The sequence below is a fragment of the Mesoterricola sediminis genome, from assembly GCF_030295425.1.
Classification (GTDB): domain Bacteria; phylum Acidobacteriota; class Holophagae; order Holophagales; family Holophagaceae; genus Mesoterricola; species Mesoterricola sediminis.
On record NZ_AP027081.1, the window covers coordinates 1516954 to 1541474 of the forward strand.

Annotated in this window: 24 protein-coding genes; 17 read left to right on the forward strand and 7 right to left on the reverse strand. The window is 70.0% G+C overall.

The features are described from left to right. Window positions 1-107 precede the first annotated feature (107 nt). The 3 genes from R2J75_RS06700 to R2J75_RS06710 all read left to right on the forward strand — a co-directional run bounded on the left by R2J75_RS06700 (window position 108) and on the right by R2J75_RS06710 (window position 3635). Window positions 108-1952: a serine/threonine-protein kinase gene (locus R2J75_RS06700; RefSeq protein WP_243335347.1), complete on the forward strand. Its 1845-nt coding sequence runs from the start codon at window positions 108-110 to the stop codon at window positions 1950-1952. A gap of 77 nt (window positions 1953-2029) precedes the next feature. Beyond that, window positions 2030-2326 carry a hypothetical protein gene (locus R2J75_RS06705; protein ID WP_243335349.1) on the forward strand — a complete coding sequence of 99 codons (297 nt, stop codon included), beginning with the start codon at window positions 2030-2032 and terminating at the stop codon, window positions 2324-2326. A 61-nt stretch (window positions 2327-2387) separates the two neighbouring features. After that, complete coding sequence (locus R2J75_RS06710) at window positions 2388-3635, forward strand: MFS transporter (RefSeq protein WP_316411355.1); 1248 nt, start codon at window positions 2388-2390, stop codon at window positions 3633-3635. 213 nt (window positions 3636-3848) lie between these two features. On the opposite strand, the gene R2J75_RS06715 is transcribed toward R2J75_RS06710, so the two are convergent. Further along, complete coding sequence (locus tag R2J75_RS06715; protein ID WP_243335353.1) at window positions 3849-4376, reverse strand: SanA/YdcF family protein; 528 nt, start codon at window positions 4374-4376, stop codon at window positions 3849-3851. Window positions 4377-4639: 263 nt separating this feature from the next. On the opposite strand from R2J75_RS06715, the gene R2J75_RS06720 reads away from it, so the two are divergent. The 8 genes from R2J75_RS06720 (at window position 4640) to R2J75_RS19835 (ending at window position 15128) form a co-directional block, all read left to right on the forward strand. Next, complete coding sequence (locus R2J75_RS06720; RefSeq protein WP_243335355.1) at window positions 4640-7846, forward strand: CehA/McbA family metallohydrolase domain-containing protein; 3207 nt, start codon at window positions 4640-4642, stop codon at window positions 7844-7846. A 9-nt stretch (window positions 7847-7855) separates the two neighbouring features. Beyond that, window positions 7856-9223 carry a replicative DNA helicase gene (gene dnaB, locus R2J75_RS06725; RefSeq protein WP_316411356.1) on the forward strand — a complete coding sequence of 456 codons (1368 nt, stop codon included), beginning with the start codon at window positions 7856-7858 and terminating at the stop codon, window positions 9221-9223. Next, entirely contained in the window at window positions 9223-11313 is a 2091-nt protein-coding gene (gene recG, locus R2J75_RS06730) for an ATP-dependent DNA helicase RecG (RefSeq protein WP_316411357.1), read from the forward strand. The genes dnaB and recG overlap by 1 nt, the downstream gene beginning before the upstream one ends. Window positions 11314-11428: 115 nt before the next feature. Continuing rightward, entirely contained in the window at window positions 11429-11596 is a 168-nt protein-coding gene (locus R2J75_RS19830) for a transposase (protein ID WP_394365911.1), read from the forward strand. A 111-nt stretch (window positions 11597-11707) separates the two neighbouring features. Further along, the gene (locus R2J75_RS06735; protein WP_316410090.1) at window positions 11708-12547 is read left to right on the forward strand and encodes a tyrosine-type recombinase/integrase; all 840 of its coding nucleotides are present in this window, start codon (window positions 11708-11710) and stop codon (window positions 12545-12547) included. 4 nt (window positions 12548-12551) lie between these two features. Further along, window positions 12552-13676, forward strand: coding sequence for an IS91 family transposase (locus R2J75_RS06740; RefSeq protein WP_316410089.1), 1125 nt, complete (start codon window positions 12552-12554; stop codon window positions 13674-13676). A gap of 407 nt (window positions 13677-14083) precedes the next feature. Beyond that, complete coding sequence (locus tag R2J75_RS06745) at window positions 14084-14572, forward strand: IS5 family transposase (RefSeq protein WP_316411358.1); 489 nt, start codon at window positions 14084-14086, stop codon at window positions 14570-14572. A 136-nt stretch (window positions 14573-14708) separates the two neighbouring features. Further along, window positions 14709-15128: a GxxExxY protein gene (locus R2J75_RS19835; protein ID WP_394365886.1), complete on the forward strand. Its 420-nt coding sequence runs from the start codon at window positions 14709-14711 to the stop codon at window positions 15126-15128. Between the two features lie 13 nt (window positions 15129-15141). Here R2J75_RS19835 and coaD read toward each other — a convergent pair whose 3' ends face one another. Continuing rightward, window positions 15142-15639 (reverse strand): pantetheine-phosphate adenylyltransferase, encoded by a 498-nt coding sequence (coaD, locus tag R2J75_RS06750; RefSeq protein ID WP_243335023.1) that lies wholly within the window; start codon window positions 15637-15639, stop codon window positions 15142-15144. Between the two features lie 40 nt (window positions 15640-15679). Here coaD and R2J75_RS06755 point away from each other — a divergent pair, with 40 nt between their 5' ends. From R2J75_RS06755 to R2J75_RS06775, 5 genes are all read left to right on the forward strand, one after another. Next, window positions 15680-16774 carry a D-alanine--D-alanine ligase family protein gene (locus tag R2J75_RS06755; RefSeq protein WP_316411359.1) on the forward strand — a complete coding sequence of 365 codons (1095 nt, stop codon included), beginning with the start codon at window positions 15680-15682 and terminating at the stop codon, window positions 16772-16774. A gap of 48 nt (window positions 16775-16822) precedes the next feature. Continuing rightward, window positions 16823-17140 carry a flagellar basal body rod C-terminal domain-containing protein gene (locus R2J75_RS06760; protein ID WP_243335027.1) on the forward strand — a complete coding sequence of 106 codons (318 nt, stop codon included), beginning with the start codon at window positions 16823-16825 and terminating at the stop codon, window positions 17138-17140. A gap of 18 nt (window positions 17141-17158) precedes the next feature. After that, window positions 17159-18376 (forward strand): AmpG family muropeptide MFS transporter, encoded by a 1218-nt coding sequence (locus R2J75_RS06765; RefSeq protein WP_243335029.1) that lies wholly within the window; start codon window positions 17159-17161, stop codon window positions 18374-18376. Window positions 18377-18443: 67 nt separating this feature from the next. After that, window positions 18444-19922 (forward strand): polyphosphate:AMP phosphotransferase, encoded by a 1479-nt coding sequence (gene pap, locus R2J75_RS06770; protein ID WP_243335032.1) that lies wholly within the window; start codon window positions 18444-18446, stop codon window positions 19920-19922. 44 nt (window positions 19923-19966) lie between these two features. Further along, window positions 19967-21109 (forward strand): sensor histidine kinase, encoded by a 1143-nt coding sequence (locus R2J75_RS06775; protein ID WP_243335033.1) that lies wholly within the window; start codon window positions 19967-19969, stop codon window positions 21107-21109. On the opposite strand, the gene recR is transcribed toward R2J75_RS06775, so the two are convergent. The 4 genes from recR to R2J75_RS06795 are packed head-to-tail and all read right to left on the reverse strand — an operon-like array spanning window position 21106 to window position 23507. Next, window positions 21106-21702, reverse strand: coding sequence for a recombination mediator RecR (gene recR / locus R2J75_RS06780; RefSeq protein ID WP_243335036.1), 597 nt, complete (start codon window positions 21700-21702; stop codon window positions 21106-21108). The genes R2J75_RS06775 and recR overlap by 4 nt on opposite strands. 1 nt (window position 21703) lies before the next feature. Next, entirely contained in the window at window positions 21704-22006 is a 303-nt protein-coding gene (locus R2J75_RS06785) for a YbaB/EbfC family nucleoid-associated protein (RefSeq protein WP_243335038.1), read from the reverse strand. Between the two features lie 9 nt (window positions 22007-22015). Further along, a complete protein-coding gene (locus R2J75_RS06790; RefSeq protein WP_243335040.1) occupies window positions 22016-22588 on the reverse strand; it encodes a DUF2062 domain-containing protein in 573 nt (190 codons plus the stop codon). Then, window positions 22572-23507 (reverse strand): thiamine-phosphate kinase, encoded by a 936-nt coding sequence (locus R2J75_RS06795; RefSeq protein ID WP_316411362.1) that lies wholly within the window; start codon window positions 23505-23507, stop codon window positions 22572-22574. Before R2J75_RS06795 ends, R2J75_RS06790 begins: the two co-directional genes overlap by 17 nt. A gap of 150 nt (window positions 23508-23657) precedes the next feature. On the opposite strand from R2J75_RS06795, the gene R2J75_RS06800 reads away from it, so the two are divergent. Then, the gene (locus tag R2J75_RS06800; RefSeq protein WP_243335043.1) at window positions 23658-23861 is read left to right on the forward strand and encodes a ferredoxin; all 204 of its coding nucleotides are present in this window, start codon (window positions 23658-23660) and stop codon (window positions 23859-23861) included. Between the two features lie 115 nt (window positions 23862-23976). Here R2J75_RS06800 and R2J75_RS06805 read toward each other — a convergent pair whose 3' ends face one another. Next, window positions 23977-24441: a chemotaxis protein CheX gene (locus tag R2J75_RS06805; RefSeq protein WP_243335045.1), complete on the reverse strand. Its 465-nt coding sequence runs from the start codon at window positions 24439-24441 to the stop codon at window positions 23977-23979. Window positions 24442-24521: the final 80 nt, after the last annotated feature.

The window sequence follows — 24521 nt, forward strand, 5'->3', positions numbered from 1 at the left end:
GCCGTCTTCCAGGCTACCACCGGATGGCACCCCTGGCCAGCCTTCGTTTCGGGCGGGTGGTCCTGGCGGGCCGCCCCTGGCTATAATCCAGAGTCTCACGAGAAATTATGAATCCTTCCCTGCTCCTCATCGTGGATGGCGAATCCTTCCGGACCCCGGACGTGTCCACCGTCCTGGGGGGCCAGGGCTGGCGCGTGGTCTGGGTCCAGGGGGTCTTCGGCTTCCCCCCCGGGGCCGAGGACCTGGTGCCGGACGTGGTCCTGCTCGACCCGGCGGTGCTCACCTCGCGGGGGGCGGAGCTGGTGCGGGATTTGTGCGCGCGCAAGCCGGGCCTGCCCCTGGTGGTCCTGGGCGACGCCGGGGACGAGGCCGGCTGGGCGGAGCGGCTGGGCCTGGGCGCCCACCCCTTCCACCGGCTCGGCCGGGATGCCTCCATCCAGGCCTGGCCGGCCACGCTCCAGTCCTGCCTCGAGGGATTCGGGACGGGGGCCGCGAAACTCACGGCCGAGGACATCTTCGGCGACATCCTGGCCGAGATCGAATCCCCCCTTCCGGCCGCCGTCCGGAGCGGATCCCTGCCGGAGCTGGAATTCCTGGAATCGACCCAGGTCTCCGACCCCGGCCAGGAGCCGGCCGCCCCGGAACCGCCGCCCCCTCCGGTCCCCCCGCCGCCACCCCCCGTCCCGGCCCCGTCGGCCCAGGACCCGGGCCTGGAGGAGTTCGGCAACTACTACCTGCTCGAGAAGGTGGCCGTCGGCGGCATGGCCGAGCTGTTCAAGGCCCGCCAGCGCGGCGTCCACGACTTCGAGAAGATCGTGGCCATCAAGCGGATCCTGCCCCACCTCTCGGACAACGACGAATTCGTCCGGATGTTCATCGACGAGGCCAAGCTCGCGGCCCAGCTCACGCACCCGAACATCGCCCAGATCTTCGACCTGGGCAAGGCCATGGGCTTCTACTACATCGCCATGGAGTTCGTGGACGGCCGGGACCTGCGGAGCCTCCTGAGGAAGGTCCGCGACTACCGCCTTCCCGTGCCCGAGCCCATCGCCGCCGCCATCACCATGAAGGTGGCGAGCGCCCTGGACTACGCCCACCGCAAGCGGGGCATCAACGACAAGGACCTCAAGCTGGTCCACCGGGACATCAGCCCCCAGAACATCCTCATCTCCTATGAGGGCGCGGTGAAGCTCGTGGACTTCGGCATCGCCAAGGCCGCGACCAAGAGCACCCAGACCATGGCCGGCGCCCTGAAGGGCAAGCTCCTCTACATGAGCCCCGAGCAGGCCCTGGGCCAGGCCCTGGACGGCCGGTCCGATATCTATTCCTTGGGCCTGGTGCTCTTCGAGCTCCTTACCGGGGAGCGGTGCTTCCAGGCCGACAGCGAACTGGGGGTGCTCGAGAAGGTCCGCATGGGCAAGGTCCAGGAGCTGCGCGCCGTGAACCCGGGCGTGTCCACCGAGATGGCGTCCATCGTGGGCAAGGCCCTCCAGCGGGACCCCGACCACCGGTACCTCTCCGCGCGCTTCCTGGAGCGGGACCTGAAGAGCTTCCTGACCCGCACCGACAGCGAGCCCACGGAACACGACGTGGCCGAATACGTCAATGCGGTCCTCAAGGGCTCCCGGGCCGACCTGGAGGCCCTCCTGACCCTCCGCTATCCGCGGCCGGAGCCCGCCCCGACCGCCTCCGGCGCCACCTCCGCGGGAACCGCCGGGACCGCCCCGGGGCTCCGCCCCGCGGCCCAGGCCCCGGGAGCATCGTCCCCGTCCATCCGGCCCGCGGCCCCGGCGGCCCCTCCCGCCCGGCCCGCGCCCCCGCCGAGGCCGAGCCCGGTCCTCCCGCCCCCGGCCCTGGCCCCGGAGCCCCGGAGCCAGCCCTACTGGCTCATCCCCGTCGTCATCGCCCTCATCGCGGGCATCGCCTGGGTCGCCTTCCGCGCCTTCAGCTGAGACCGGATCGCCAACCGCCCGGGTTCCCGGTATCCTGGAACCATCCCCGCCGACATGATGTCTCTTCCGGAGTTGATATGGATCTCAGCAAAGACCAGCAGCAGTTCTACGAGCAGGCCCGGGAGCGCTGCCGGCAGGACGTGGAGCAGATGAACAACACCATCCGCGTGGAGTGGGCCCGGCTGAACGACGAGATCAAGCGCGTGCAGGAGCTGATCCAGACCCTGGAGCTCCGCAAGCAGACCATCGCCCAGATCTACGCCTCCAGCAGCGAGATGCTCGGTCTCGAGAACGACCTCGACGTCTCCCCGGCCATCCAGGACGGCGGCGAGGACTCCGCCGAGGAACTGGGCGTCGGCGAGATCGACCTGTAGTCCCGGGCGCAGCCCCGGTCCGGACCCCGCATGCCGGGGTCCTTTTGCAAGGAGAGGATCGTTGGCCAGCGCGGATCACCAGGGAAGCCCCGGCAACCGCCGCTTCGCGGCCATGGCGGGGGCCTTCTTCCTGGGGGTCTTCAACGACAACTTCTACAAGCAGGCCGTGCTGGTGCTCGCCGTCGCCGCGGGCAGGACCGATCTGCAGGGCCTGGCGGTGACCGTCTTCACCCTGCCGTACCTGGTGTTCGCAGCTCCGGCTGGCTGGGCAGCCGATCGGTTTCCCAAGCGCAATGTGGTCATGGCGGCCAAGGTCGCCGAGGTGGCCGCCATGGTGGCCGGGGCCCTGGGCCTCCTCCTCGGCCGGTGGGGCCTCACCCTCACCATGCTCGCCACGATGGGGACCCAGGCGGCCTTCATGAGCCCCGCGGTGAACGGGTCCATCCCGGAGATCTACCCGGAGGACCGGGTCACCTGGGCCAACGGCATCCTCCGGATGGTGGTGACGATCGGGATCCTGGCCGGCATCGCCTTCGCCGGGATCGCCCTGGACCGGCCGGGAACCGGCCTGTGGGGCCTGGACCGGGGGCGCCTCTGGGTGGCCGGCGCCGTCCTGGCCGTCGCGGCGGCGGGGCTCCTCGTGAGCCTCGCGGTCGCGCGGCATCCGGCCGCGGACCCCTCGGCGCCCTTCCCCTGGCGGGGCCCAGCGGAGACCCTCCGCGACCTGGCCGCCACCCGGAAGGACCCCCTCCTGGCGGCCACCCTCTGCGCCTCCGTCTTCATCTGGTTCTCCGGGTCCCTCCAGGTGCTGCTCATCAATCCCCTCGGCCTGCAGGAACTGGGGCTCTCCAAATCGCTCACCTCCGGCCTGATCGTGGCCCAGCTCCTGGGGATCGCCGCCGGGGGCCTGGCCAGTCCCGCCCTCGCCCGGGGGCCCAGGTGGCACCGGGTCCTCGCCCCGTCCGGGGCGGCCATGGGCGTGGGCATGCTCCTGGTGCCCTGCCTCCGCCTCCTCCCCGCGGGACTCGCCCTTCCCGGGGCCTTCCTCCTGATGGGCGTGGTGGGCTTTGCCGGCGGCATCTTCCTGATCCCGGTGGAGAGCTTCATCCAGACCCGCCCCGATCCCGCCCGGCGCGGGGCCGTCCTCGCCGCGGCCAACTTCGCCGTCTTCGGGGGCATCCTGCTCTCCGGACCCCTCTCCAACCTGCTCAACGAGCACCTGCGGCCCACCTCCGGCATGGGGCTGGTGGGGGCCCTGGCGGTGGTCCTCAGCCTGGTCCTGGGCGCCGCGGTGCGCCGGGCCTCCTAGGGACGGCCGCCAGAAGATCAGGGCTTTGCAGGGGCAAGGCACGCCTTGGAGGCCTTTACCAGGAGGCCAGGCCCCAGGCTTTTCTGCACCCTCATGGCAGCGGGAAGGATGGCTTCGGTGATATCCCGATGGGGAGGATCGTCGCCCCAGGCTCGCCTTCACCCCTGGGGCGAGGCCGTTCGAATGGCTGCTCGTCCAGGGCGTACCGGGCGCCTACCGCGCCTCGACCGGATCGTCGGGGGTGGTCTCCCGGGGCCCGAGGCGGGTGTCGGGAGGGAACCAGCGGTCCAGGACGGCCAGGTGCCGGGCCACGACCTCCCGCGACATCCAGGCCGCGCGGCTCCGCAGGGGCAGTTCCGCGGTGGACGCCGGCACCCCGGCGGCGTCCAGCCCCATGGCCCTGGCCAGGAAGAGGGCCCGCGGCATGTGGAAGTCGGAGGTCACGACGAGGGCCTGGCGCACCCCGAAGACCGCCTGGGCGCGCCGGAGGCTGTCGTAGGTGCGCCGGCCCGCGAAGTCGCTGACGACGCGATCGACGGGAACGCCCCGCTTGATCAGCCACCGGCGCATGGCCAGGGGTTCGTTGTAGTTGTGGGCCCGGTTGTCCCCGGAGACGAGGATCCACCGGACCTTGCCGTTCCTGAACAGCCAGAGGGCGGTTTCCAGGCGCCCCTCCAGGACGGGGGTCGGTTCCTTGTCGGAATAGATCCCCGCCCCCAGCACGAGGGCGGGACCCGCCACGGAAGGGGCCGATTCCCGGGCAAAATTCCGCGTTCGCGCGGTGGCCGGGAACCAACCGAGAATCCAAAGCAAATCAATGGTAAGGAATACAAGTAAGCTCGCCCACACCCGCCGGCGCGATGCTGAACGGAGAACAATCGAGACAAGCCTTCCCATCGTGAGTGATAGCATAGACCCTTACCCCCCCAGGGGCCCAACGCGAGCGAGAATTAATGAATCATAGAAGCGACCTGCGGTCCTCTTCCGCTACCTCTGTCCGAACCTTGCCCGACGGCGTCCGGCTCGGTCTGGGGGCGGTCCTCCCCGTGGCCTTGTCGCTGGTCGCCACCGGGTGTTTCCGGGCGTCCGGCCTCCAGCGCACCACCGTCGCCGCCGAGGCGATGCCCGAGAACGGGGGCGACCGCGTGACCGGGCTCAAGGCGGCCGCGGGCCCCGGCGACTACTACCTGGGGAACGATTTCATCCAGGTCACCGTGGACGGGACCCGTTTCGGCGACACGGCCCAGATTCCCATCGCCGGCGCCCAGGGCGGCGGCAGCATCGTCGACGCCGGCTACCTGAGCCTGGACACCAGCTACCAGCGCGTGAACATGCCCGCCGACAACCTGGAGCGCCTGACGCCGGTGCTGAACCAGGATCCCGACATCCAGATCGTCATCGACACCTACACGCCCGACACCCACACGGACCCCGCGACCCTGACCATGACCGGCGGGGTCGTCGACAAGTCCCACAAGCTCGCCGGCGCCTCCTGGGACGCCAGCGGCCGGGTCAAGGGCCTCACCGTCAAGCACGTCCTCAGCCTGGGCAAGCTGGACCGGTTCTTCACCCTGAGCACCACCGTCACGAACACCGGCAGCGCCCGCATCGGGGTCCGGAACATCGGCGACAACCTCATCCAGACCGGCGGCGGCGGATTCCAGCTCGCCATCCCGGCGGGGATCGACATCTTCGGGCGCCCCCTGGGCGATGCCAAGCGCTGGGGCGTCGAGATCCCCGGCAGCGACTTCGGCAGCCCCATCGCCACCTCCGTCCAGGCCCCCTCGGCCCTCATGGTGGCCACCGAGCCCGGCGCCACCGTCATGGACTCCCACGCCTCCCTGGGCATCATGCCCCTGGACGCGCCGTCCCTCGCGGTGGCCGCGGACCCCCAGACCCGCCTCAACGCCGTCCGCCCCATCTTCCCCCGGCGCATGGTCGCCGGCAGCCTGCCCCTGGCCCCCGAGGGCCTCGCCGCGGGCGCCTCCCTGACCCACAACCGGCGCCTCTACATCGCCGGCGGTCCCTCCGGCTCCACCACGACGCCCAGCACGACCACGGGCCTCTTCAATCTGATCGCCGTCGCCAAGTACAACAAGGACGACGGGATCTGGCCCCAGGACGCGGCGAACCTCACCTTCACGCTCAGCGGCTCTGCCGTCCGTCAGGGCCCCCTGCCCACCGAGGTGCGGGTGGAGCGGAACGCCGGCTCGGAGACGTCGCCGCTCTGGGTGCCCGAGCGCATCGAGTGGCTGGAGTCGGACGAGAACATCACGAGCCAGACCGGCCTGGCCAGCAGCACCGTCAGCTGCATCCTGCCCCTGGGCACGTACCGCCTGGTGGTGCGGAACGCCCTGGGAGAGCAGACCAAGGCCACGGCCGCCAACCAGAACGATTCGGGGGGCTCCCTCATCAGCCGCCCCATCCGGCTCAGCACCAACCAGATCTTCGTCGTCGGCGGGTCGGACTACCTCTGCCCGGAGGCGGACGAAGTGGTCAGCCCGAACGGGACCGTGGTCGGCTCCAAGTACTCCGGCCACACCTTCACGACGCGCCAGGCCAATGCTCCGACGGCCAGCATCCAGCCCCTCCGCCTGACGTTCAAGGGGACGGGCGATACCGCCGATCCCTGGATGCGCCGCTCGCGGGTCCTGGGCACCTACTATGAGCCCATCCTCAAGGCCGCGGCCATCCCCTCCATCAACGCCCCCGGCCAGGACCAGTACCGGGGCGGCAACGAGATGTTCGGCACGGGCTTCCACAACTACGCCCAGACCACGTACTTCTGGCTGCCCAACGGCACCCTCACCGGCGGCATGACCCAGGAGGGGAACCCGGCGGTGCAGGGCGGCGCCTACCGCGTCTACGGCACCCGGGGGCCCCTGTCCAACCTCGCCTCGCTCGACGTCCTGGCCTATGACGGCCAGTACGACACCAGCCACACCGTGCTCGTGTGGCCCACCACCCTGCCGTCGGGATGGACCTCCTTCGACCTGCCCGGTCCCTCCCAGGCGACCACCGGGGGGTACCTCCCCGGCGAGAAGCTCGCCTCGGCCCTGGCCGAGGGCGTGGGCGTCGTCGCCACCACGGAGGAGGACCTGGCGACGGACGCGAACCGCCTCTACAACGACTTCAAGTGGCAGTTCAACGCCGCCGGCTACGAGGCCCAGTACCTCGCCGCCGTCGGGAACGAGCCCTACGTGGTGGGGGCCCGCACCTCGGTCCTGCCGGGCTGGGGCACCTTCACCGCGCTCTTCACGCCCACGGCGACCCGCTACCGCTACCAGGGCGCCGTCCAGCCCCGCAACTGGTCCCTGGCCGATTTCATCACCCAGGCCCAGGGCAGCTTCACGATCGTCCACCAGCCCCGCGCCGCCTCGGGCCTCTTCACCTTGAAGGGCTTCGACCGCGCCATGCCGGTGGGCCAGGGCGCCAACGCCTGGTGGACGGCGTCGGGCCCGTACGCCCAGGGCGTCCTCAACGGCGCCTTCGACGCCATCGAGCTGCTGAGGGGCGAAGGCTTCGACAAGGCCAATCCCGATCCCTGGTTCCAGCAGTTCAAGCAGGTCCGGGCCGACTGGTTCGCCCTGCTGAACCAGCAGACCCCCGCCAAGTTCACGAAGGCCCTGGGCCTCTCCTACGGCAAGTACAGCGTCGACACCCCCGTGGGCCTGGCGCGGACCTGGCTGAAGGCCACCCCCTCCCTCGTGGTCCCGCCGACCCCCACCGAGGCGCCCACCAAGGACCTGGAGCAGGACCTCTCGTCCGTGCTCTCCGCCCTCAAGGCCGGCGCGGCCGTGGCCTCCACCGGCCCGATGCTGGACGTCACCATCGGCTCCAAGGGCCCCGGCGGCCTCGTCCCCGGGCCCGTCACCACCGCCAGTGTGAAGGTCGACCTCTACAAGAGCGACTGGATGCCGGTCGACGAAGTGCGCATCGTCATGAACGGCCAGGTCGTGGGCACCCACACCCTGCCGGAGTTCGCGGCCGACGCCGCCAATCCGCTCCACTTCACCGCCACCTTCAGCGTGCCCATGCCCACCACGGGCACCGGCGCCTGGATCGTGGTGGAGGCCGGCGTGCCCCTGGGCCAGACCGGCCCCTACGCCGCCGGGACCCCGTGGAACTGGATCATGCGCGGCATCTACCCCATCGCCGTCACCAATCCGATCTTCATCGACGTGACCGGCTCCGGCTACACCCATCCCTGAACGCAGACCATGAGCGAGTGGCTCCCCCAGCGACTTCCCGAGGATGTCGAGGCCGAACGCGCCCTCCTGGCCACGTGCTGCGCGCCCGGGGCCGAGACGGCCGCGGCCGAGATCTCCTTCATCCTCACGGAGGACGACTTCGTCCACCCCGCCCACCGGGTCGTCTTCAAGGCCCTGAAGGCGCTGGTGGAGGGCCAGATCGAGGTCAACTCCCTCACCCTCAAGGACGCCCTCGACCAGGCCGGTGACCTCGCCCGGGTGGGCGGGTTCACGGGCCTCGTGGACCTGCTGTCCGCCGAGGAGGTGGGCCGGCCCCAGGTCCTGGCCGACCTGCTCATCCGGAAGCGCAAGTTCCGTCAGCTCATCCGGTTGGGCGCGCAGCTGGTCCGCCAGTCCGCGGAGGAGGAGGATCCCCCCGACACCCTCGTGGAACAGGCGGCGGCGGACCTCTTCCGGCTGGCCCAGGGCCAGGACCGGCGCGGCCTCGAGCACATCGGGGACGTGGCCCGGGACGCCATGGAGAACATCCTGGACCGCCTGGAGGGCCGCGGCTCCACGGGCCTCCGGACGGGCTTCAGCCGCCTGGACGCGATCACCCAGGGTTTCCAGCCCGGCAACCTGATCATCCTCGCCGCCCGCCCCGGCATCGGCAAGACCGCCCTGGCCCTGAACTGGCTGCTGCGTTCGGCCCTGTACCACGGGGCGCACGCCGCCTTCTTCTCCCTCGAAATGTCCAAGGAGGAGGTGTTCAGCCGCCTCCTGTCCCAGCACGCGGGCATCAACCTCAAGGCCGCCCAGGCGGGAGGCTTCGACGAGGCGACCGAGGCCCGCATCCTCCAGAGCCGGGACGCCCTCCTGGACCTGCCCATCTACATCAACGACCAGGCCGCCATCACCACCCGCGAGATCACGGCCATGGTGGACCGCCACCTGTCCCAGGCCAACCACAAGCTGGACCTGCTGATCGTCGACTACCTGCAGCTGGTGAGCAGCCCCGAGGGCTCCCGGGCCGCGAAGCAGAGCGAGGCCGTGCGCATCGGCGAGATCAGCCGCGGCTTCAAGCTGCTGGCCAAGGACCACGGCATGCCCATCGTCGTGCTCAGCCAGCTCAACCGCGAGGTGGAGCACCGCCAGGGCGGGCGCCCCCAGCTCTCCGACCTGCGCGACTCCGGCGCCATCGAGCAGGACGCCGACATGGTCATGTTCATCCACCGGCGCATGGCGCCCTCGGTGGAGGGGGCCGACGACGACCGCAGCGCGGAGCTGATCATCGCCAAGCACCGCAACGGGCCCGTGGGCTCCGTGGGGCTCTACTTCGAGGGCGAGTTCGCCCGCTACCGAGAGATGGAGCGCAGCACCGATCCCGGGACGGCCTGATGTCCGGCGCCCTTCCGCTCTACCCCCTGACCTCCAAGGTCACCGCCATGCGGGGGGTCGGGCCCGCCTTCGCCGAGGCGCTGGAGGGCGCGGGCATCACCACGGTGAAGGAGCTCCTCTGGTCCCTCCCGTACCGCTACGTGGACCGGGGCAGCCTCCGGAAGATCGCGGAGCTGGACGGGGCCTGGGGCGCCGAGCGGGAGGTGGTGACGGTCCAGGGCGTCCTCAAGGACATCCGCTCCACCACGACCCGGGTGCGCCGCATGGCCCTCACGGAGGCCCTGCTCCAGGACGGCACGGGCACCCTGAGGCTGGTCTGGTTCAACCAGTCCTACCTGGCGAGGGCCCTGAGGCCCGGGGACCGGATCCTGGCCTTCGGCCCGGTCGCGGCCACCCGCACCGGCCTGGAGATGCGCGGCCCGGCCTTCGAGAACCTCGGGAAGGGCGATCCCGAGGACGGCCTCTGGTCGCGGCGCTACCTTCCCCTCTACCGGCGCCTGGGACCCCTCGGCGGCCGGTTCCGGCAGCGGCTGGTGCAGGAGGCCCTGGCCCGGGCCGCGGAGCCCGGCGAATGGCTTCCCCCCGAGCTCACCCGGGGCATCCCCGACACCCTTTCGGCCCTGCGGCTCCTGCACCAGCCCCCCGACGACGCCGACGCCGGCGACCTGGAGGCCCACGCCACCCCCGCCCACCGGCGCCTGGCCTGCGAGGAGCTCTTCGCCTTCGCCCTGGGCGTCTGCATCCGCAAGGCCGGGCGCATGGCGCGGCGCGGCCATGCCGTCCCCACCTCGCCGGAGCTGCGGGAGCGCCTGCGCGCGCTGCTCCCGTTCCGGCTCACGGGCGCCCAGCGCACCGCCTTCAAGGAGATCGTGGACGACCTGACCTCCGGGCGGGTGATGAACCGCCTCCTCCAGGGGGACGTGGGCAGCGGCAAGACCCTCGTGGCCTTCCTGGCCCTGGCCATGGTCGCCGAGACGGGAGGGCAGGGGGCCCTCCTGGTGCCCACGGAGGTCCTGGCCCGCCAGCACGCGGCCACCTTCCGCCGGCTCCTGGGGGACGGCGCGGACCGGATGGAGCTCCTGCTGGGCCCCATGAAGGCCGCCGAGAAGCGCAAGGCCCTGGCCCGCATCGCCTCCGGGGAGGCCTCCTACGTGGTGGGGACCCACGCCCTCTTCCAGGAGTCCGTCGCCTTCCAGCGCCTCCAGCTCGTGGTCGTCGACGAACAGCACCGCTTCGGGGTGCGCCAGCGGGAGGCCATCAAGGAGAAGGGCCTCGACCCGCACTGGCTCGTCATGAGCGCCACGCCCATCCCCCGCAGCCTGGCCCTGGCCCTGTTCGGGGACCTGGAGCAGTCGGTCCTCGACGAGCTGCCGCCGGGGCGCCAGCCCATCACGACCCGCCTCGTGGCCCCCGACGACGCGGAAGCGGCCTGGGACCGGGTGGAGCGGGAACTGGAGGCCGGACGCCAGGCCTTCGTCATCAGCCCCGCCATCGATCCCCAGGACGAGGCCAAGGTGCCCCTGCGGGACATCCAGGCCATGGAGGCCCTCCTGCGGGCCCGCTTCCCGGACGCGCCCCTGGCCATCGTCCACGGCCGCCTCAAGGCCGACGAACTGGCCGCGCGCATGGAGGCCTTCGTGAAGGGCGAGGCCCGCCTCCTCCTGGCCACCACGGTGGTGGAGGTCGGCGTGGACGTCCCCAACGCCACCGTGATGGTGGTGGACCACGCCGAGCGCTTCGGCCTCAGCCAGCTCCACCAGCTCCGCGGCCGGGTGGGCCGGGGCAGCCACCGCAGCCACTTCATCATGCTCTCGGCCAGCGAGACGGAGCGCCTGCGGGTGCTCACGGAGACCCAGGACGGCTTCCGGATCGCCCAGAAGGATCTGGAGCTGCGCGGGCCGGGCGAGTTCTTCGGGACGCGCCAGGCCGGCCTCCCCCGGTTCCAGGCCGCCGACCTCGTGCGGGACCGCCTCCTCCTCCAGAAGTGCCGCGAGGCCGCCGAGAAGGCCCTGGCCCGCGGCCTCGGCGAGGCCCAGCGCGACTGGCTGCGCCAGGAACAGGCCCGCCTGCGGCTGGCGGAGATCAGCTAGGCTGTGTTCGGAATCTATAGATTAGATAAATAGTTAACTTGTACTCATACGTAAAGGCTCGTACACCACGAATTTTCCTGGGGTAACGATGCCGAGAAGTTTCCTGACCGATGCCATGTGGGCAAAGCTTGAACCGCTCCTTCCGCCAGAGCGTGGAGGGATGGGGCGATCCCGTCACCCCAACCGTCCCATGGTGGAGGCGATCCTGTGGAGGCACAGGACTGGGGCGCCGTGGAGGGACCTGCCGGAGGAATTGGACGAAGCCGCTTCGCGGCAGGGGTGATCAGCGTCCGTCCAGCCTGATCGTCCAATAAGGCTTGCGGGATCTACAGCTTGCAGTCCCCATGGATGTGGCGGTGTTACAGCACCAGCCCCACATTCATGGAGGACTGCAATGGCGGTCAGTTTATCTCTGTCCCGGTTCGCCGGGGACCTTCAAATGGCGAACCGCGCCCATAAGACGATCCAGCAGTACGTCGCATCGGTGAGGCGTTTCGAGGAATTCCTTGGCCACGACCCATGCGACGCCAGCCAGGAATCGGTGCGGCGGTGGGTGGACGTCCTCCGGCAGCAGGCCATCGGAGCCTCCCGGCTGGCCCTCCACTACTCAGCCTTGAAGTTCCTCTATGCCCGGACCCTGGGCCAGCCCGAGAAGGTGGCCTGGATCACCGTCCCCAAGGCCAAGGCCCACCTGCCTTCCACCTTGAGCCAGGCTGAGGTTGCGCGGCTGCTGGACGGGTTCACCACCACGAAATACCGCACCTTCTTCACTCTGGTCTACGCCACCGGCCTGCGGATCAACGAGGCCTGCCGGCTCGAGACCCGGGACATCGACGCCATGCAGCAGGTGATCCACGTCCGCGATGGAAAGGGCGGCAAGGACCGGATGGTGCCCATGGGGGCCAAGCTCTACCGGGCGCTGCGGACCTACTACAAGCACATGCAGCCCCCGAAGCCTTGGCTGTTCGCCTCCAAGTCGGGAGGGCCCCTCTGCGCGGACACCGCCCGGCGCGCCCTCCTTTGCGCAGCGGCCGTCTCCGGCATCGGCAAGTTCGTGAACCCCCACCTTCTGCGCCACGCGTTCGCGACCCACCTGCTGGAGAGCGGCGAGGACCTGCGCAAGATCCAGGTGGTCCTGGGCCACGCCAGCATCACCTCCACCCAGATCTACACCCAGGTGGCGCCAGGCCAGATCGCCGCCGTGCGAAGCCCTCTGGAGGACCTGCCGGAGTAGGGCGGTGGGGTTCACCCGACCCCGTTTCGACATCGCCGACATCGTCCGCCTCCACCGCGACGCCCTGGAAAGCCGGGTTGCCTTGAACCGGCAGCAGCGCCGCGTCCTCACGGCCATCGGCCAATGCCGCACCGCGGCCCTGGGCGGGCACAAGGAGGTCTGCGAGCACGGTGACTTCGAGCGGATCGCCTACAACTCCTGCCGGGACCGGCACTGCCCCAAGTGCCAGGCCCTGGCCCAGGAACGCTGGCTCGACAAGGAGACCCAGCGCCTCCTGGACGTGCCCCACTTCCACCTGGTGTTCACCCTCCCGGCGGAACTGCGGTTCCTGGCCCGGCAGTATCCGGCCAAGTTCTACGGCGCCCTGTTCCGGGCAGCGACGAAGACCCTCCTGAAGCTGTTCCGGAGCCGACTGAAGGCCATTCCCGGCCTGCTGCTGGTGCTGCACACCTGGACCCGGGAGTTGACCTTCCACCCCCACCTCCATGTGCTGGTCACCGCCGGGGGCCTCGCCCTCGACGGCGGAGGCTTCATCCCCAGCGGGAAGAATTACCTGTTCCCGGTGGCCATGATGGGTGAGGTGTTCCGGGCCAAGATGCTCAACGCCCTGGGCCGGCTCCAGGCGAAGGGCGCCTTCCCTGAGGTCCCGAAGGAACTCTACGCCAGTCGGATGGCCACGGTCAGCGATCTGGACTGGGGCGTCCACGCCAAGAAGCCGTTCGGGCACTCCAGCCATGTGGCCGGCTACCTGGCCCGGTACACCCACCGGGTCGGCATCGCCAACTCCCGGCTCCTGGACGTCACCGAGGACCGGGTGACGTTCGCCACCAAGAACGGCAACACTGCAACGGTCCACCCCGTGGAGTTCCTCGAGCGCCTGGTCCAGCACGTCCTCCCCCCGGGCTTCCACAAGATCCGTCATGCCGGCCTCTACGGCTCCCTCCAGGCTGGCGGCCTTCTGGAGAAGGCCAGGGCCATCGTCGGGACCTGCAAGAAGCCCCGGAAGGATCCATCCGACCTGGAACGGGTGGAACGCGAATCCCAGACCTGCCCGGTCTGCGGCGGGGCCCTCCGTCGGACACCCCTGCCCGCCACCATCCGCGCACCGCCCGAGGACGATCCATGCTGACCGTCCCCACAACGCCCATGACATCAACTCCCGGCCTGCCCGGTTGGGGTGGCTGGACCGGGGTCTGCCTGCACCTCAGCATCCCGCCGGGAACGGTGATCCCGAAGGGCGGATCTGAGCCCCACGGAACGATCCAGGGAGCCATCGGGTCCCCTCCCGGGCTCCGACCCATTTCGAAATCCCCATAGCCCGGTTGCGCCGGCCCCCTGCCGCTACGGGCCTGTCCAAGAACGTAAGATCGGGCTGCGCGTCAGCGCGCCGGTCAAGGCGTACGCTCGTGTTCCTGCGAGCCCGATTTACTAACTATTTGGACCTTGGACAAGCGTGTACACGCGATTTGAGGCCTGGACCAAGCGCGGCGTGTGGCAAAGGATCCTGGAGTTCCTGCGCAAGGAAGCCGACCTGGAGTGGGTCATGCCGGATGGCACCATCCTTCGCGCTCATCAACCTTCAGCAGGCAAAAGGGGGGGCTCTGGAACCAGGCGCTCGGACGATCTCGGGGTGGATGCTCGACCAAGATCCATTTGATCTGCGATGCCCACGGTAATCCTTTGGATTTCCTGGTCACTCCGGGGCAAGCCCATGGAAGCCGGTCTGCTGAAGGATTGCTGTGCGGTTGGCAGGCAGAGTACGTGTTCGGAGATCGGGCCTACGATGGGAACCCGGTAAGGAAGGCGATCGAGGCCATGGGTGCGACAGCCGTCATCCCACCTCATCCCCGGCGCAAGAATCCGGCGGCCTGGGACTCACACCTATACAAGGCCCGCCATGCCATCGAGCATGGGTTCGCCAAGCTCAAACAGTTCAGGGCGCTGGCCACCAGGTTCGACAAAACGGCGCGAAGTTTCTCAGCCCAGGTGGCTTTGGCCTGCATCGTGATCTGGCTGAGGCTATGAGCGGAGGGTGACAAGCGTTCCGGATCCTCATTGATCCTATGAAACGCGGAGGCGCGGAGGATCTCGCAGAGGGTCGCGGAGGAAAGCGCTCCTGGAACCTGCCACCTCCCAATGACACGTCCCAACGGGAGGCGTGATGGGAAGGCATTGGGGAGAGGTCGACGGGGAGGATCATCCGCACAAGGAGATCACCCAGGCCATCATCGGGGAGGCCATCGAGATCCAGAAGGCTCTGGGGCACGGACTCCTGGAAGATCCCTACAAGGTCTGTCTGGCGCACTCCCTGAGACTGGCCGGCCATAAGGTGAAGCGGGAGGTTTTCCTGGATATCGATTGGAGGGGGCTTGTGGGCTTGATCCTTTCTCCGCGAGCCTCAGCGAGATCCTCCGCGCCTCCGCGTTCCAATAGGATGCTGCGAATGCGCGGCGCCATCAGGCACTGCAGCACAGACTCACTATTCCAGCTCCTCCATGCTCCGGCACGGATGGGTATTAGCCATTACTATCCTGGATTACGAACACACCCTAGCGCAGGTGGATCCGGTGCTTCGATCTGACTACACTGGCCGATCAGGTAGCCAGGCTCCGGGAGCTGCGGAGGCGCGCCGCGACGCGGTCCACGAAGGTCTCGGGGACGAGGCCGGAGATGTCGCCGCCCATGCTCCCCACCTCCCGGACCATGCGGCTGCTGACGACGCTGTACTCCTCCTTGGGCATGAGGAACACCGTCTCCAGGTCCGCGTTGAGCTTGCGGTTCATGAGGGCCATCTGGAACTCGTACTCGAAGTCGGAGAAGGCCCGGACGCCCCGGATGATGAAGTGGGCGTCCTGCTGGCGGGCGAAATCCACGAGGAGGCCGTTGAAGGAGGCCACTTCGACGTGGGGCAGGTCCCGGGTCAGCTCCTCGAGCATGGCGACCCGCTCGGCCACGGTGAAGCAGGCCTGCTTGGCGGGATTGTGGAGCACCCCGACGATGAGCCTGTCCACGAGCTTGTCCGCGCGCATGATCAGGTCCCGATGCCCGAGGGTGGGGGGATCGAAGGAACCAGGGTAGATGGCCGTGCGCAAGGGGGCTCCTGAAGGCGACCTCCTAGTTTAGACTTCTCCCATGGATAACGCGCGCCTTTCCGTCGGTTTGCTCTTCGGGGGAGAGAGCCCCGAGCACGAGGTGAGCATCGTCTCCGCCCGCAGCATCGCGGCCCACCTCGATCCCGCCCGCTACGACGTCATTCCCATGGGCATCGCCCGCAACGGCGTGTGGGTGCTCACGGGCGACCCCTTCGCGCGCCTCGCCGCGGGGGAGCAGCCGGAGCGGGGGCCCCACCCCTTCCTGCCCTTCGAACGCGGCGCGGAGGCCACGCCCCTGCCCGATGTCTTCTTCAACGCCATCCACGGCGCCGGCGGCGAGGACGGCCAGCTCCAGGGCTTCCTGGAACCCCTGGGCCGCCCCTACACGGGCGCCGGCCTCCTGGCCATGGCCGCCGGCCTGGACAAGTGGATCACCAAGCGCATCTGGGAATCCGAGGGCCTGCCGGTGGTGCCCTACCGGGGCCTCACGGAAGAGGGCTGGGCCCGGGACCGGGAGGGCGCCTTGGCGAGCATCCAGCCTCTCGGCCTGCCCCTCTTCGTGAAGCCCGCCAACCTGGGCTCCAGCATCGGCATCGAGAAGGTCAAGCGCTTCGAGGACCTGGCGCCGGCCCTGGACCGGGCCTTCCGCTTCGATCGCCGGGTGCTCGTGGAGCAGGGCCTGGAGGTGCGGGAACTGGAGGTGGCGGTGCTCGGCGGGGACGATCCCTTCGTGAGCGTCGTCGGCGAGGTGCTGCCCGCGGGCGAATTCTACGATTTCCAGGACAAGTACCTGGACGGCCGCAGCACCACCCGCATTCCCGCGGACCTGCCCGCCGGGCTCCAGGACCAGGTGCGCGCCTCCGCCGCGGCGGCCTACCGGGCGCTGGACGCGTACGGCATGGCCCGGGTGGACTTCTTCGTCGATCGTCCGACTGGGCGTTTGTTCCTCAACGAGGTGAACTTCATCCCGGGGTTCACCAGCATCTCCATGTATCCCAAGATGATGGAGGCCAGCGGCGTGCCCTACCCGGAGCTCCTGACCCGGCTGATCGACCTAGCGATCAAGCGCTTCCAGCAGCGGGCGGCCAAGGTCCGGACCTTCCAGAGCGGCAGCTCCTGGTTCGAGCAGCCTTGAGAAGTCCATCGAACGGCCTATCCTGGTAGGACCGGACAAGGACGGGTCATGAGCGCCATTTCAGCAGCGATCTCGGGCGTGGGCGTCGGCAGCCAGGGCGTCGCCGTGGCGGCCGGCAACGTCGCCAACCTGAATTCGGACGGCTACCGGGCCCGGCGCCTCCAGCAGGCGGACCTGGCCCAGGGCGGGGTGCGGGCCACGGGCCTCACCGAGAGCCAGGAACCCCTGGCGCCCGGGGGCTCCAACGTGGACCTGGCCACCGAGGCCGTGGCCCTCAAGACGGACGGGGTCGCCTACAAGGCCAACCTGAAGGTGATCCAGGCCGAGCAGGAGATGCTGGGCACCGCGCTGGACATGAAGGCCTGAAGCCCTCATCCTCGGAGGATGCGGCGCAATTCAATGGCGATGGTCACGGTGGCCCTGATGGGGTTCGCCTCCGGCCTGCCCCTCTTCCTCACCGGCTTCACCCTCAAGGCCTGGCTCACGGACGCGGGCCTGGACCTGAAGGCCATTGGGCTCTTCGGGCTGATCGTGCAGCCCTATGCCCTCAAGTTCCTCTGGGCGCCGGTCCTGGACCGCTTCCTGCCGCCGTTCCTGGGGCGCCGCCGGGGCTGGATGGTGATCACCCAGGCGGCCCTGGCCCTGCTGCTGGCGGCCATGGCGGCCTCGGACCCCCGCGCGGGGGCCGGGCGCATCGCCCTGCTGGGGTTCCTCGTCGCCTTCGCCTCCGCGAGCCAGGACATCGTCGTCGACGCCTGGCGGCGGGAGGCCTTCGCGGGGCCCGACCTCGGCCTGGCCAACGCCGTCCATATCGGGGCCTACCGGGTGGCCATGCTCGTCAGCGGCGCCGGCGCCCTCATCCTGGCGGAGAAGACGGGATGGCGGGCCACGTACCTGGCCATGGCCGGGCTCATGGCCGCGGGCTCCCTGGGGAGCTTCCTGGCCTGGTCCACGGACGGCAGCGTCCAGCCCCCCCGGACCCTGCGGGAGGCGGTGGTCGAGCCGCTCCGGCAGCTCCTGGGCCGCCCCGCCATCGGCGAGGTCCTGGCCTTCTGCCTCCTCTACAAGATCGGGGACCAGCTCGCGGACGCCATGACGGCCCCCTTCCTCCTGCGGGGGATGGGCTTCACCAAGCTCCAGATCGGGGCCACCACGAAGACGGTGGGCATGGTGTGCATCATCCTGGGCGGGATCCTGGGCGGCCTCCTCATGAAGAAGCTGAGCCTGAAGCGGGCCCTCCTGGTCTTCGGGCTCCTCCAGGCGGGCTCCGTGCTGGCCTTCTGGGCCCTGTCCCGCCTCGGGCCGCGGCTCGCGGTCCTCACCGGGGCCCTGGCCCTGGAGAACCTCAGCTTCGGCATGGGCACGGCGGCCTTCGCGACCTTCATCATGCTCCTGTGCGACCGGCGCTTCACGGCGACCCAGTACGCCCTCCTCTCCAGCCTCCTGGCCTTCGCCCGGGGCTACCTGACGGCCCCCGCGGGCTGGTTCGCGGACAAGTTCGGGTGGTCGGGCTACTTCCTGGCCTGCGCCCTCGCGGCCATCCCGGGCCTCCTCCTGCTCTCCCGGTTCGACCGGTGGGGCGTCGAGGAGGAGCGGGCCTGAAGGGAAGACGGGCGCCCGCGCCCGGCCGGGCCTACAATGCACCCCGGAAGGCCGCCAGGGGGGAACCATGTTCGAATCCGCCGAGCTGGGCCACGCGATCGACAAGGCCGCGTACGAGCAGGAGATCCCAGGGCTCCGGGAGGCCCTCCTGGACGCCCAGTACGACCTGGTGGCCTCCAAGGCCTTCCCGGTGATCCTCGTCATCGGCGGCGTCGACGGGGCGGGGAAGAGCGCCACCGTGGCGGCCCTCAACGAGTGGATGGACCCGCGGCACATCCGGACCCACGGCCTCTCCGATCCCTCCGACGAGGAGCTGGAGCGCCCCCACATGTGGCGCTTCTGGCGGCAGTTGCCCCCCAAGGGGCGGATGGGCATCTTCGACGGCAGCTGGTACACCTGGCCCATCGTCGAGCGCGCCTACGGCCGCATCAAGGAGGCCCGCCTGGACCAGTCGCTGGAGCAGGTCCGGCGCTTCGAGCAGATGCTCATCGACGAGGGGGCCCTGGTGCTGAAGTTCTGGATGCACCTGAGCCGGGACGCCCAGAAGAAGCGCCTGAAGAAGCTGGAGGCGGACCCCCTCACCCGCTGGCGGGTCACGGACCGCGACTGGAAGCACTTCGCCATGTACGACACGTTCCGGGCCGTCGCCGAGCGCGCCCTCCGCAGCACCAGCACCGCGGGCGCCCCCTGGACGGTGATCGAGGCCACGGACCCCCGCTACCAGAAGCTGGCCGTGGGCCGGATCCTCCTGGAGCGCCTCCGGGCGAGGCTGGACGGGCCCGCGCCGGCGCCGGCCCCCGTGGCGGCCCCGCCCGTCGCCGCCGGCCTCGACGGGCGCAATGTCCTCCGGAGCCTCGACCTCACCCAGCGCCTGCCGAAGGAGTCCTACGAGCGGGAGCTGGAGACCTGGCAGGGCCGGCTCAACCTCCTGACCCGCCACAAGGCCTTCCGGGACCACAGCGTCATCCTGGTCTTCGAGGGGTCCGACGCCGCCGGCAAGGGGGGCGGTATCCGTCGCGTCACCCAGGCCCTGGACCTGCGCCTCTGCGAGATCACCCCCATCGCAGCCCCCACGGAGGAGGAGCGCGCCCAGCCCTACCTCTGGCGCTTCTGGCGCCACGTGCCCCGGAAGGGGCGCTTCCAGATCTTCGACCGCAGCTGGTACGGCCGGGTCCTGGTGGAGCGGGTGGAGGGCTTCTGCGCGGAGGCAGACTGGATGCGGGCCTATGGCGAGATCAACGACTTCGAGGACCAGCTCGTCCGCAGCGGCGCCATCCTGGCCAAGTTCTGGCTCGCCATCAGCCCGGAGGAGCAGCTCCGGCGCTTCCAGGCGCGGCAGGAGAGCCGCTTCAAGCGGTTCAAGATCACCGACGAGGACTGGCGGAACCGCGACAAGTGGCCGGCCTACGAAGCCGCGGTGTGCGACATGCTCGACCGCACCTCCACGGAGATCGCCCCCTGGACCCTCGTGGAAAGCGAGGACAAGGCCTTCGGCCGCATCAAGATCCTCCGGACCCTCTGCGCGCGCCTGGAGGCCGTCCTCTGAGCTCCGGAGCTGCGCCCGGGCCGGAAATGAAGCTAGAATGCCCCGTGTCCCTCACGCATCCCCCCCTCTCGTGGTTGATCCTCGGCCTGCCCCTGGTCTTCGTGCTGGTGGGCCTGGTCGTGTCCTTCCGCCGGTGGCGGGGGATGAAACGGCACCCGGCCCAGGACCCCGAGAGCCTCCTCCTGGGCGCCGTCTCCCAGAGCCTGCAGGAGCGGGGCCGCCTCGCCGCGTCCCTCGGCGAACTGCGCACCGTCCACGAGCGGCTCCTGGACGCCCTCCCCTTCGGCATTCTCTGGGTGGACCTCAAGGGCCAGGTGGCCGCCATCAACGCCGAGGGCCGGGCCATCCTGGGCGTCAAGGCCGGCGTGGTGGGCCTGGACGCGGCCTTCGTGCTGGAGCCCTTCCCCTGGATCCTGGAGGGCCTGGCCCAGCCCCCCGGCCCCGCGTGGCGGGCCGATGGCGGCGGGCGGCGCTGGCAGCTCCGGCGCATCCAGGTGCCCGACATCGTGGGCTCCCTCCTGCAGTTCGAGGACATCACGGAGCGGGAGGCCGGCGAGCGCCGTCAGCAGCTGCGGGAGCGCTTCGCCGAACTGGGCGAGATGACCGCGGGCGTCGCCCACCAGCTCAAGAACGGCCTAGCCGTCCTCAAGGGGCACGGCCAGCTGCTGGACCGGGCCGGCCACCACGACACGGCCCAGGACCTCCTGGAGGAGGTCCAGTCCCTGGAGCGCCTCGCCCAGCGCTTCCTCCTGTGGGCCAAGCCCCTGGAGCCGCGCATCGCCCCCGTGCGGCTGGAGGAGATCGCCTCCCAGGCCGCCATGGAGGTGCACCGCCGCCCCGCCTTCCAGGACCGGACCCTGACCGTGGAAGGGGAGGGGCGCGCCGACGCCGATCCCATGCTCCTGCACCAGGCCCTGGTGAACCTGGTGGAGAACGCCTGCCAGGCCACCCCGCCGGGCCGGCGGGTGCGGGTGCAGGTGGTCCCGGGGCAGATCGCCATCCTGGACGAGGGCCCCGGCTTCGACCCCGGCGACCTGGCCCGCATGCTGCGCCCCTTCGAGAGCGGCCGCCCCGAGGGCACGGGCCTGGGCCTGCCCCTGGCCCTGAAGTGGCTGAACGCCACCGGCGCCGACCTCGTGTTCAGCCTCCGCCCCGAAGGCGGAACCCGGGTCGACGTCCGCCTCTAGAGGGGCCGGCGGCCTTCCAGGGCGCGGTCGAGGGTGAGGTCGTCCGCGTATTCCAGGTCGCTGCCGATGGGCAGGCCGAGGCCGATGCGGGTGGTGCGGATGCCCAGGGGCTCCAGGATGCGGGCCAGCCAGGCGGCGGTGGCCTCGCCCTCCAGGGTGGGGTTGGTGGCCAGGACGATCTCCTGGACCCGGCCGTCCTCCAGGCGCCGGAGGAGCTCCCGGACCCGGAGCTGGTCGGGCCCGATGCCCTTCAGGGGGGAGATGAGGCCGCCCAGCACGTGGTAGCGGCCCCGGAAGTGCCCGCTCCGCTCGAAGGTGAGCACGTTGCTGGCTTCGGCGACCACAACGAGGGTGCGGGGATCGCGCTGGGGGTCCTCGCAGACGGCGCAGACGGGGCGGTCCGTGAAGGAGCCGCAGGTGGCGCAGAAGCCCACGGAGCTGGCGGCGTGCCGGAGCAGGTCGCCCAGGTGCTCCATGGCCCCCGGCCCCTCCTTGAGGAGGTGGAGGGCCATGCGCTGGGCGGACTTGGAACCGACCCCCGGCAGCTTCTGGAGGGCCTCGACCACCGCTTCCAGGGGGGCCGGGAGCTTCATGTCAGAAGCCCAGGCCCGGGATCTTCAGGCCGCCGGTGAGGCCGCCGGTGATCTTGCCCATGGCCTCGTCGGCCTTGGCGGAGGCGTCCTTGAAGGCGGCGAGGACGAGGTCCTCCAGCATGCTGGGGTCCTCGGGGTCCATGGCCTCCTTGGCGATGGAGATGCCGACGAGCTCCTTGGCGCCGTTGAGGGTGACCTTGACCATGGCGCCGCCGGCGGTGCCTTCGGCCCTGAGATTGGCCTGGGCCTCCTGCAGCTTGGACTGCATGGCCTGGGCCTGCTTCATGAGGAATCGCATGTCCATGGTGGGCTCCTACTCGGAAGGTTTCCGGCTGGTCTTGGGCAGGTGGAGGTGGGGCATGTGAAGGTGCGCCCGGCGCAGGCGCCGGGCCACGGCGAGCATGACGACGTAGCCCACGGGGAGCGCCAGGAGGCACAGGGCGAAGCCCCCGGTGAGGTAGGGCACGAGGATGGGCTTCAGCATGCAGAAGATGCCGTCCAGGCCCTCCCGGCTCACGAAGCTGCGCCAGGTGATCTCGTGCCACCGGATCCCGGACAGGTCCAGGCGGGAGCCCCGGCCCAGCAGGAGGTTGCCCGCGAGGGCGCTGGCCGTGGCGATGGGGACCATCGTCCAGGGGTTGTTCACGAAGGCGGCGATGAGCATCACGGGCCGGTGGAGGCGCCGCGACAGGAAGCAGGCCAGGAGCACGATGGCGGTGTGGAGGCCCAGCAGGGGATTGAACGCCACCGACAGCCCGATGGCGAAGCTCAGGGCGATCTGCTCGGGGCTCATCTCCGGGTGGAGGATGTGGCCCTTCAGCCTGGTCCAGAGGCCCTTCGGCGGCGGGGCGCCGGCGGGCGCTTCCTGGTCAGGGGTGTCGGTCATCGGATCCTTGGGCGGGTGCGAAGTGGTCGAAGGCGCGGTCCGGAAGGGGCCGCAGGCTTCCTCCATCATAATGGAGAACCGGCGCTTCTCCAGCGGGGGCCGCCGTGCCCACCCGCAGGAGGGGGATGCCCAGGCGCCGCTCCAGCTCCGCCTGGGGCAGGGCGGCCGCGAAGCACCGGGCGTAGTCCTCGCCCCCCTCCACCGCGTCCGCGTCCAGGCCCGGGGCCAGGATCACGGAAAGCCCGGAGGCGGTGGCCAGGTTCGCGAGGTCGCGGCTCAGGCCGTCCGAGATGTCCATGCAGGCGTGCACCTCGGGGATGGCTGCCAGACGGGGGCCCAGACCGAGCCGGGGCTGGGGGTCCAGGTGGGCGGCCACGTCCGGATCGGGCACGGCCGGGTCCCAGCCCGCCATCAGCTTGCGGAGCCCCCGCAGGCTCGCGCCCAGGGGCTGGTCCACGTAGATGCCGTCGTCCGCTTCCACCGTATCCCGGCGCAGCCACCGGGCCACGGAGCCGAAGGCCGTGATGCCCAGGCCCAGGCCCGAGGCTCGCCCGACCGTGTCTCCGCCCAGGACGGGAACCGACCAGGCGTGTGAAGCCGCGGCGAGGCCGTCCAGGAAGGCCTCGACCCAGGCGGGCGCCAGGTCCCGGCCCAGGGCCAGGGTGAGGGTGAAGCCCAGGAAGGTCGCCCCGCTGGCGTCCAGGTCGGACAGGTTCACGGCCAGGAGCTTGCGCCCGAGCAGGGCGGGGGGATGCCAGGCGCGGGAGAAGTGCTGGCCGTCCTCCATGAGGTCGGTGGTCACCAGCAGGCGCTGGCCCGGAAGGGGCGGGGGCACCGCCCCGCAGTCGTCCACCAGCTCCCGCCCTCCGGGAAACCGATCGCGGATCCGGGCGATCACGGACAATTCCGAAAGGGACACGGCGCCTCCTGGGCTAACCATAGCCCAACGAAGGGTCAGGGCCAACCCGGAGGCAATCGGTCACAAACGACCTAGGCGTCCGCCTTTCGAGATGCTAGGTTTGAAGGAGCGCAACCTGGTGGGGCCGAGGCCCCTGTTGAGGAGATACCCATGGCCATCACGAAGGTTTGGATCGAAGAAGGCTGCATCGTGTGCAACGCCTGCGACGCCGAGTGCCCCGACGTCTTCCTGGTCACCGACACCACCTGCGTCGTCAAGGACGATGTGACCTTCCCCATCGAGGGCGACCTGGAAGGCCAGGTCGAGGCCGCCGCCGCCGGCTGCCCCGTCGAAGTCATCAAGTTCGAGAAGTAGTCCAGCCCAGGCCGGACACGGAAAGGGCGCCCCGCGAGGGGCGCCCTTTCCGTGTACCGGGGAGGGCGGCCATGGCATCGCGCGTCCGGGACGCGCGGATGGCTCGGCCGGACTCCTAGCTTTCCCGGAGGCCGACGTTGACCTCGAAGTCCCCGAACTCGGTGGAGAAGGGGATGGCGATGCAGGGGACATCGCCGCTGCGGCTGATCTTGTGGCCGACGCCGATGACGACGGTGGGGATCGAGATGTTCAGCTGGTGGCCGTCCTGGATGAGGCTGCGCCGGGCGTCGCCGACCACGATGTTGCCGATCTCGCCGATGGCGTCCTCGACGTTCTTGTTCATGTCCTTGATCTCCTCCATCAGCATGTTGGAGGCGATCCTGCAGGCCAGGGCCGCGGGCATGCTGATGATGATGGAGCCGGAGGTCTCGCCGGTGAGCCCGATGATGGCCGAGACGTCGTACGTGGTGATCAGGTCCTCCTTCAGCTCCAGCCCGGTCTTTTCGGCCTGGATCCCGGCCATCATGTCGAGGCTGCGAAGGGTGGACTCGATGAAAGGATTGATGAATGCGACGTTCATGGGGCGGCGGCCTCTTGGGTAGTCATCATTATTTCACTTGTCAAGGTTGGCACAACCAGATTATTTCCAGCGGTCCCCGT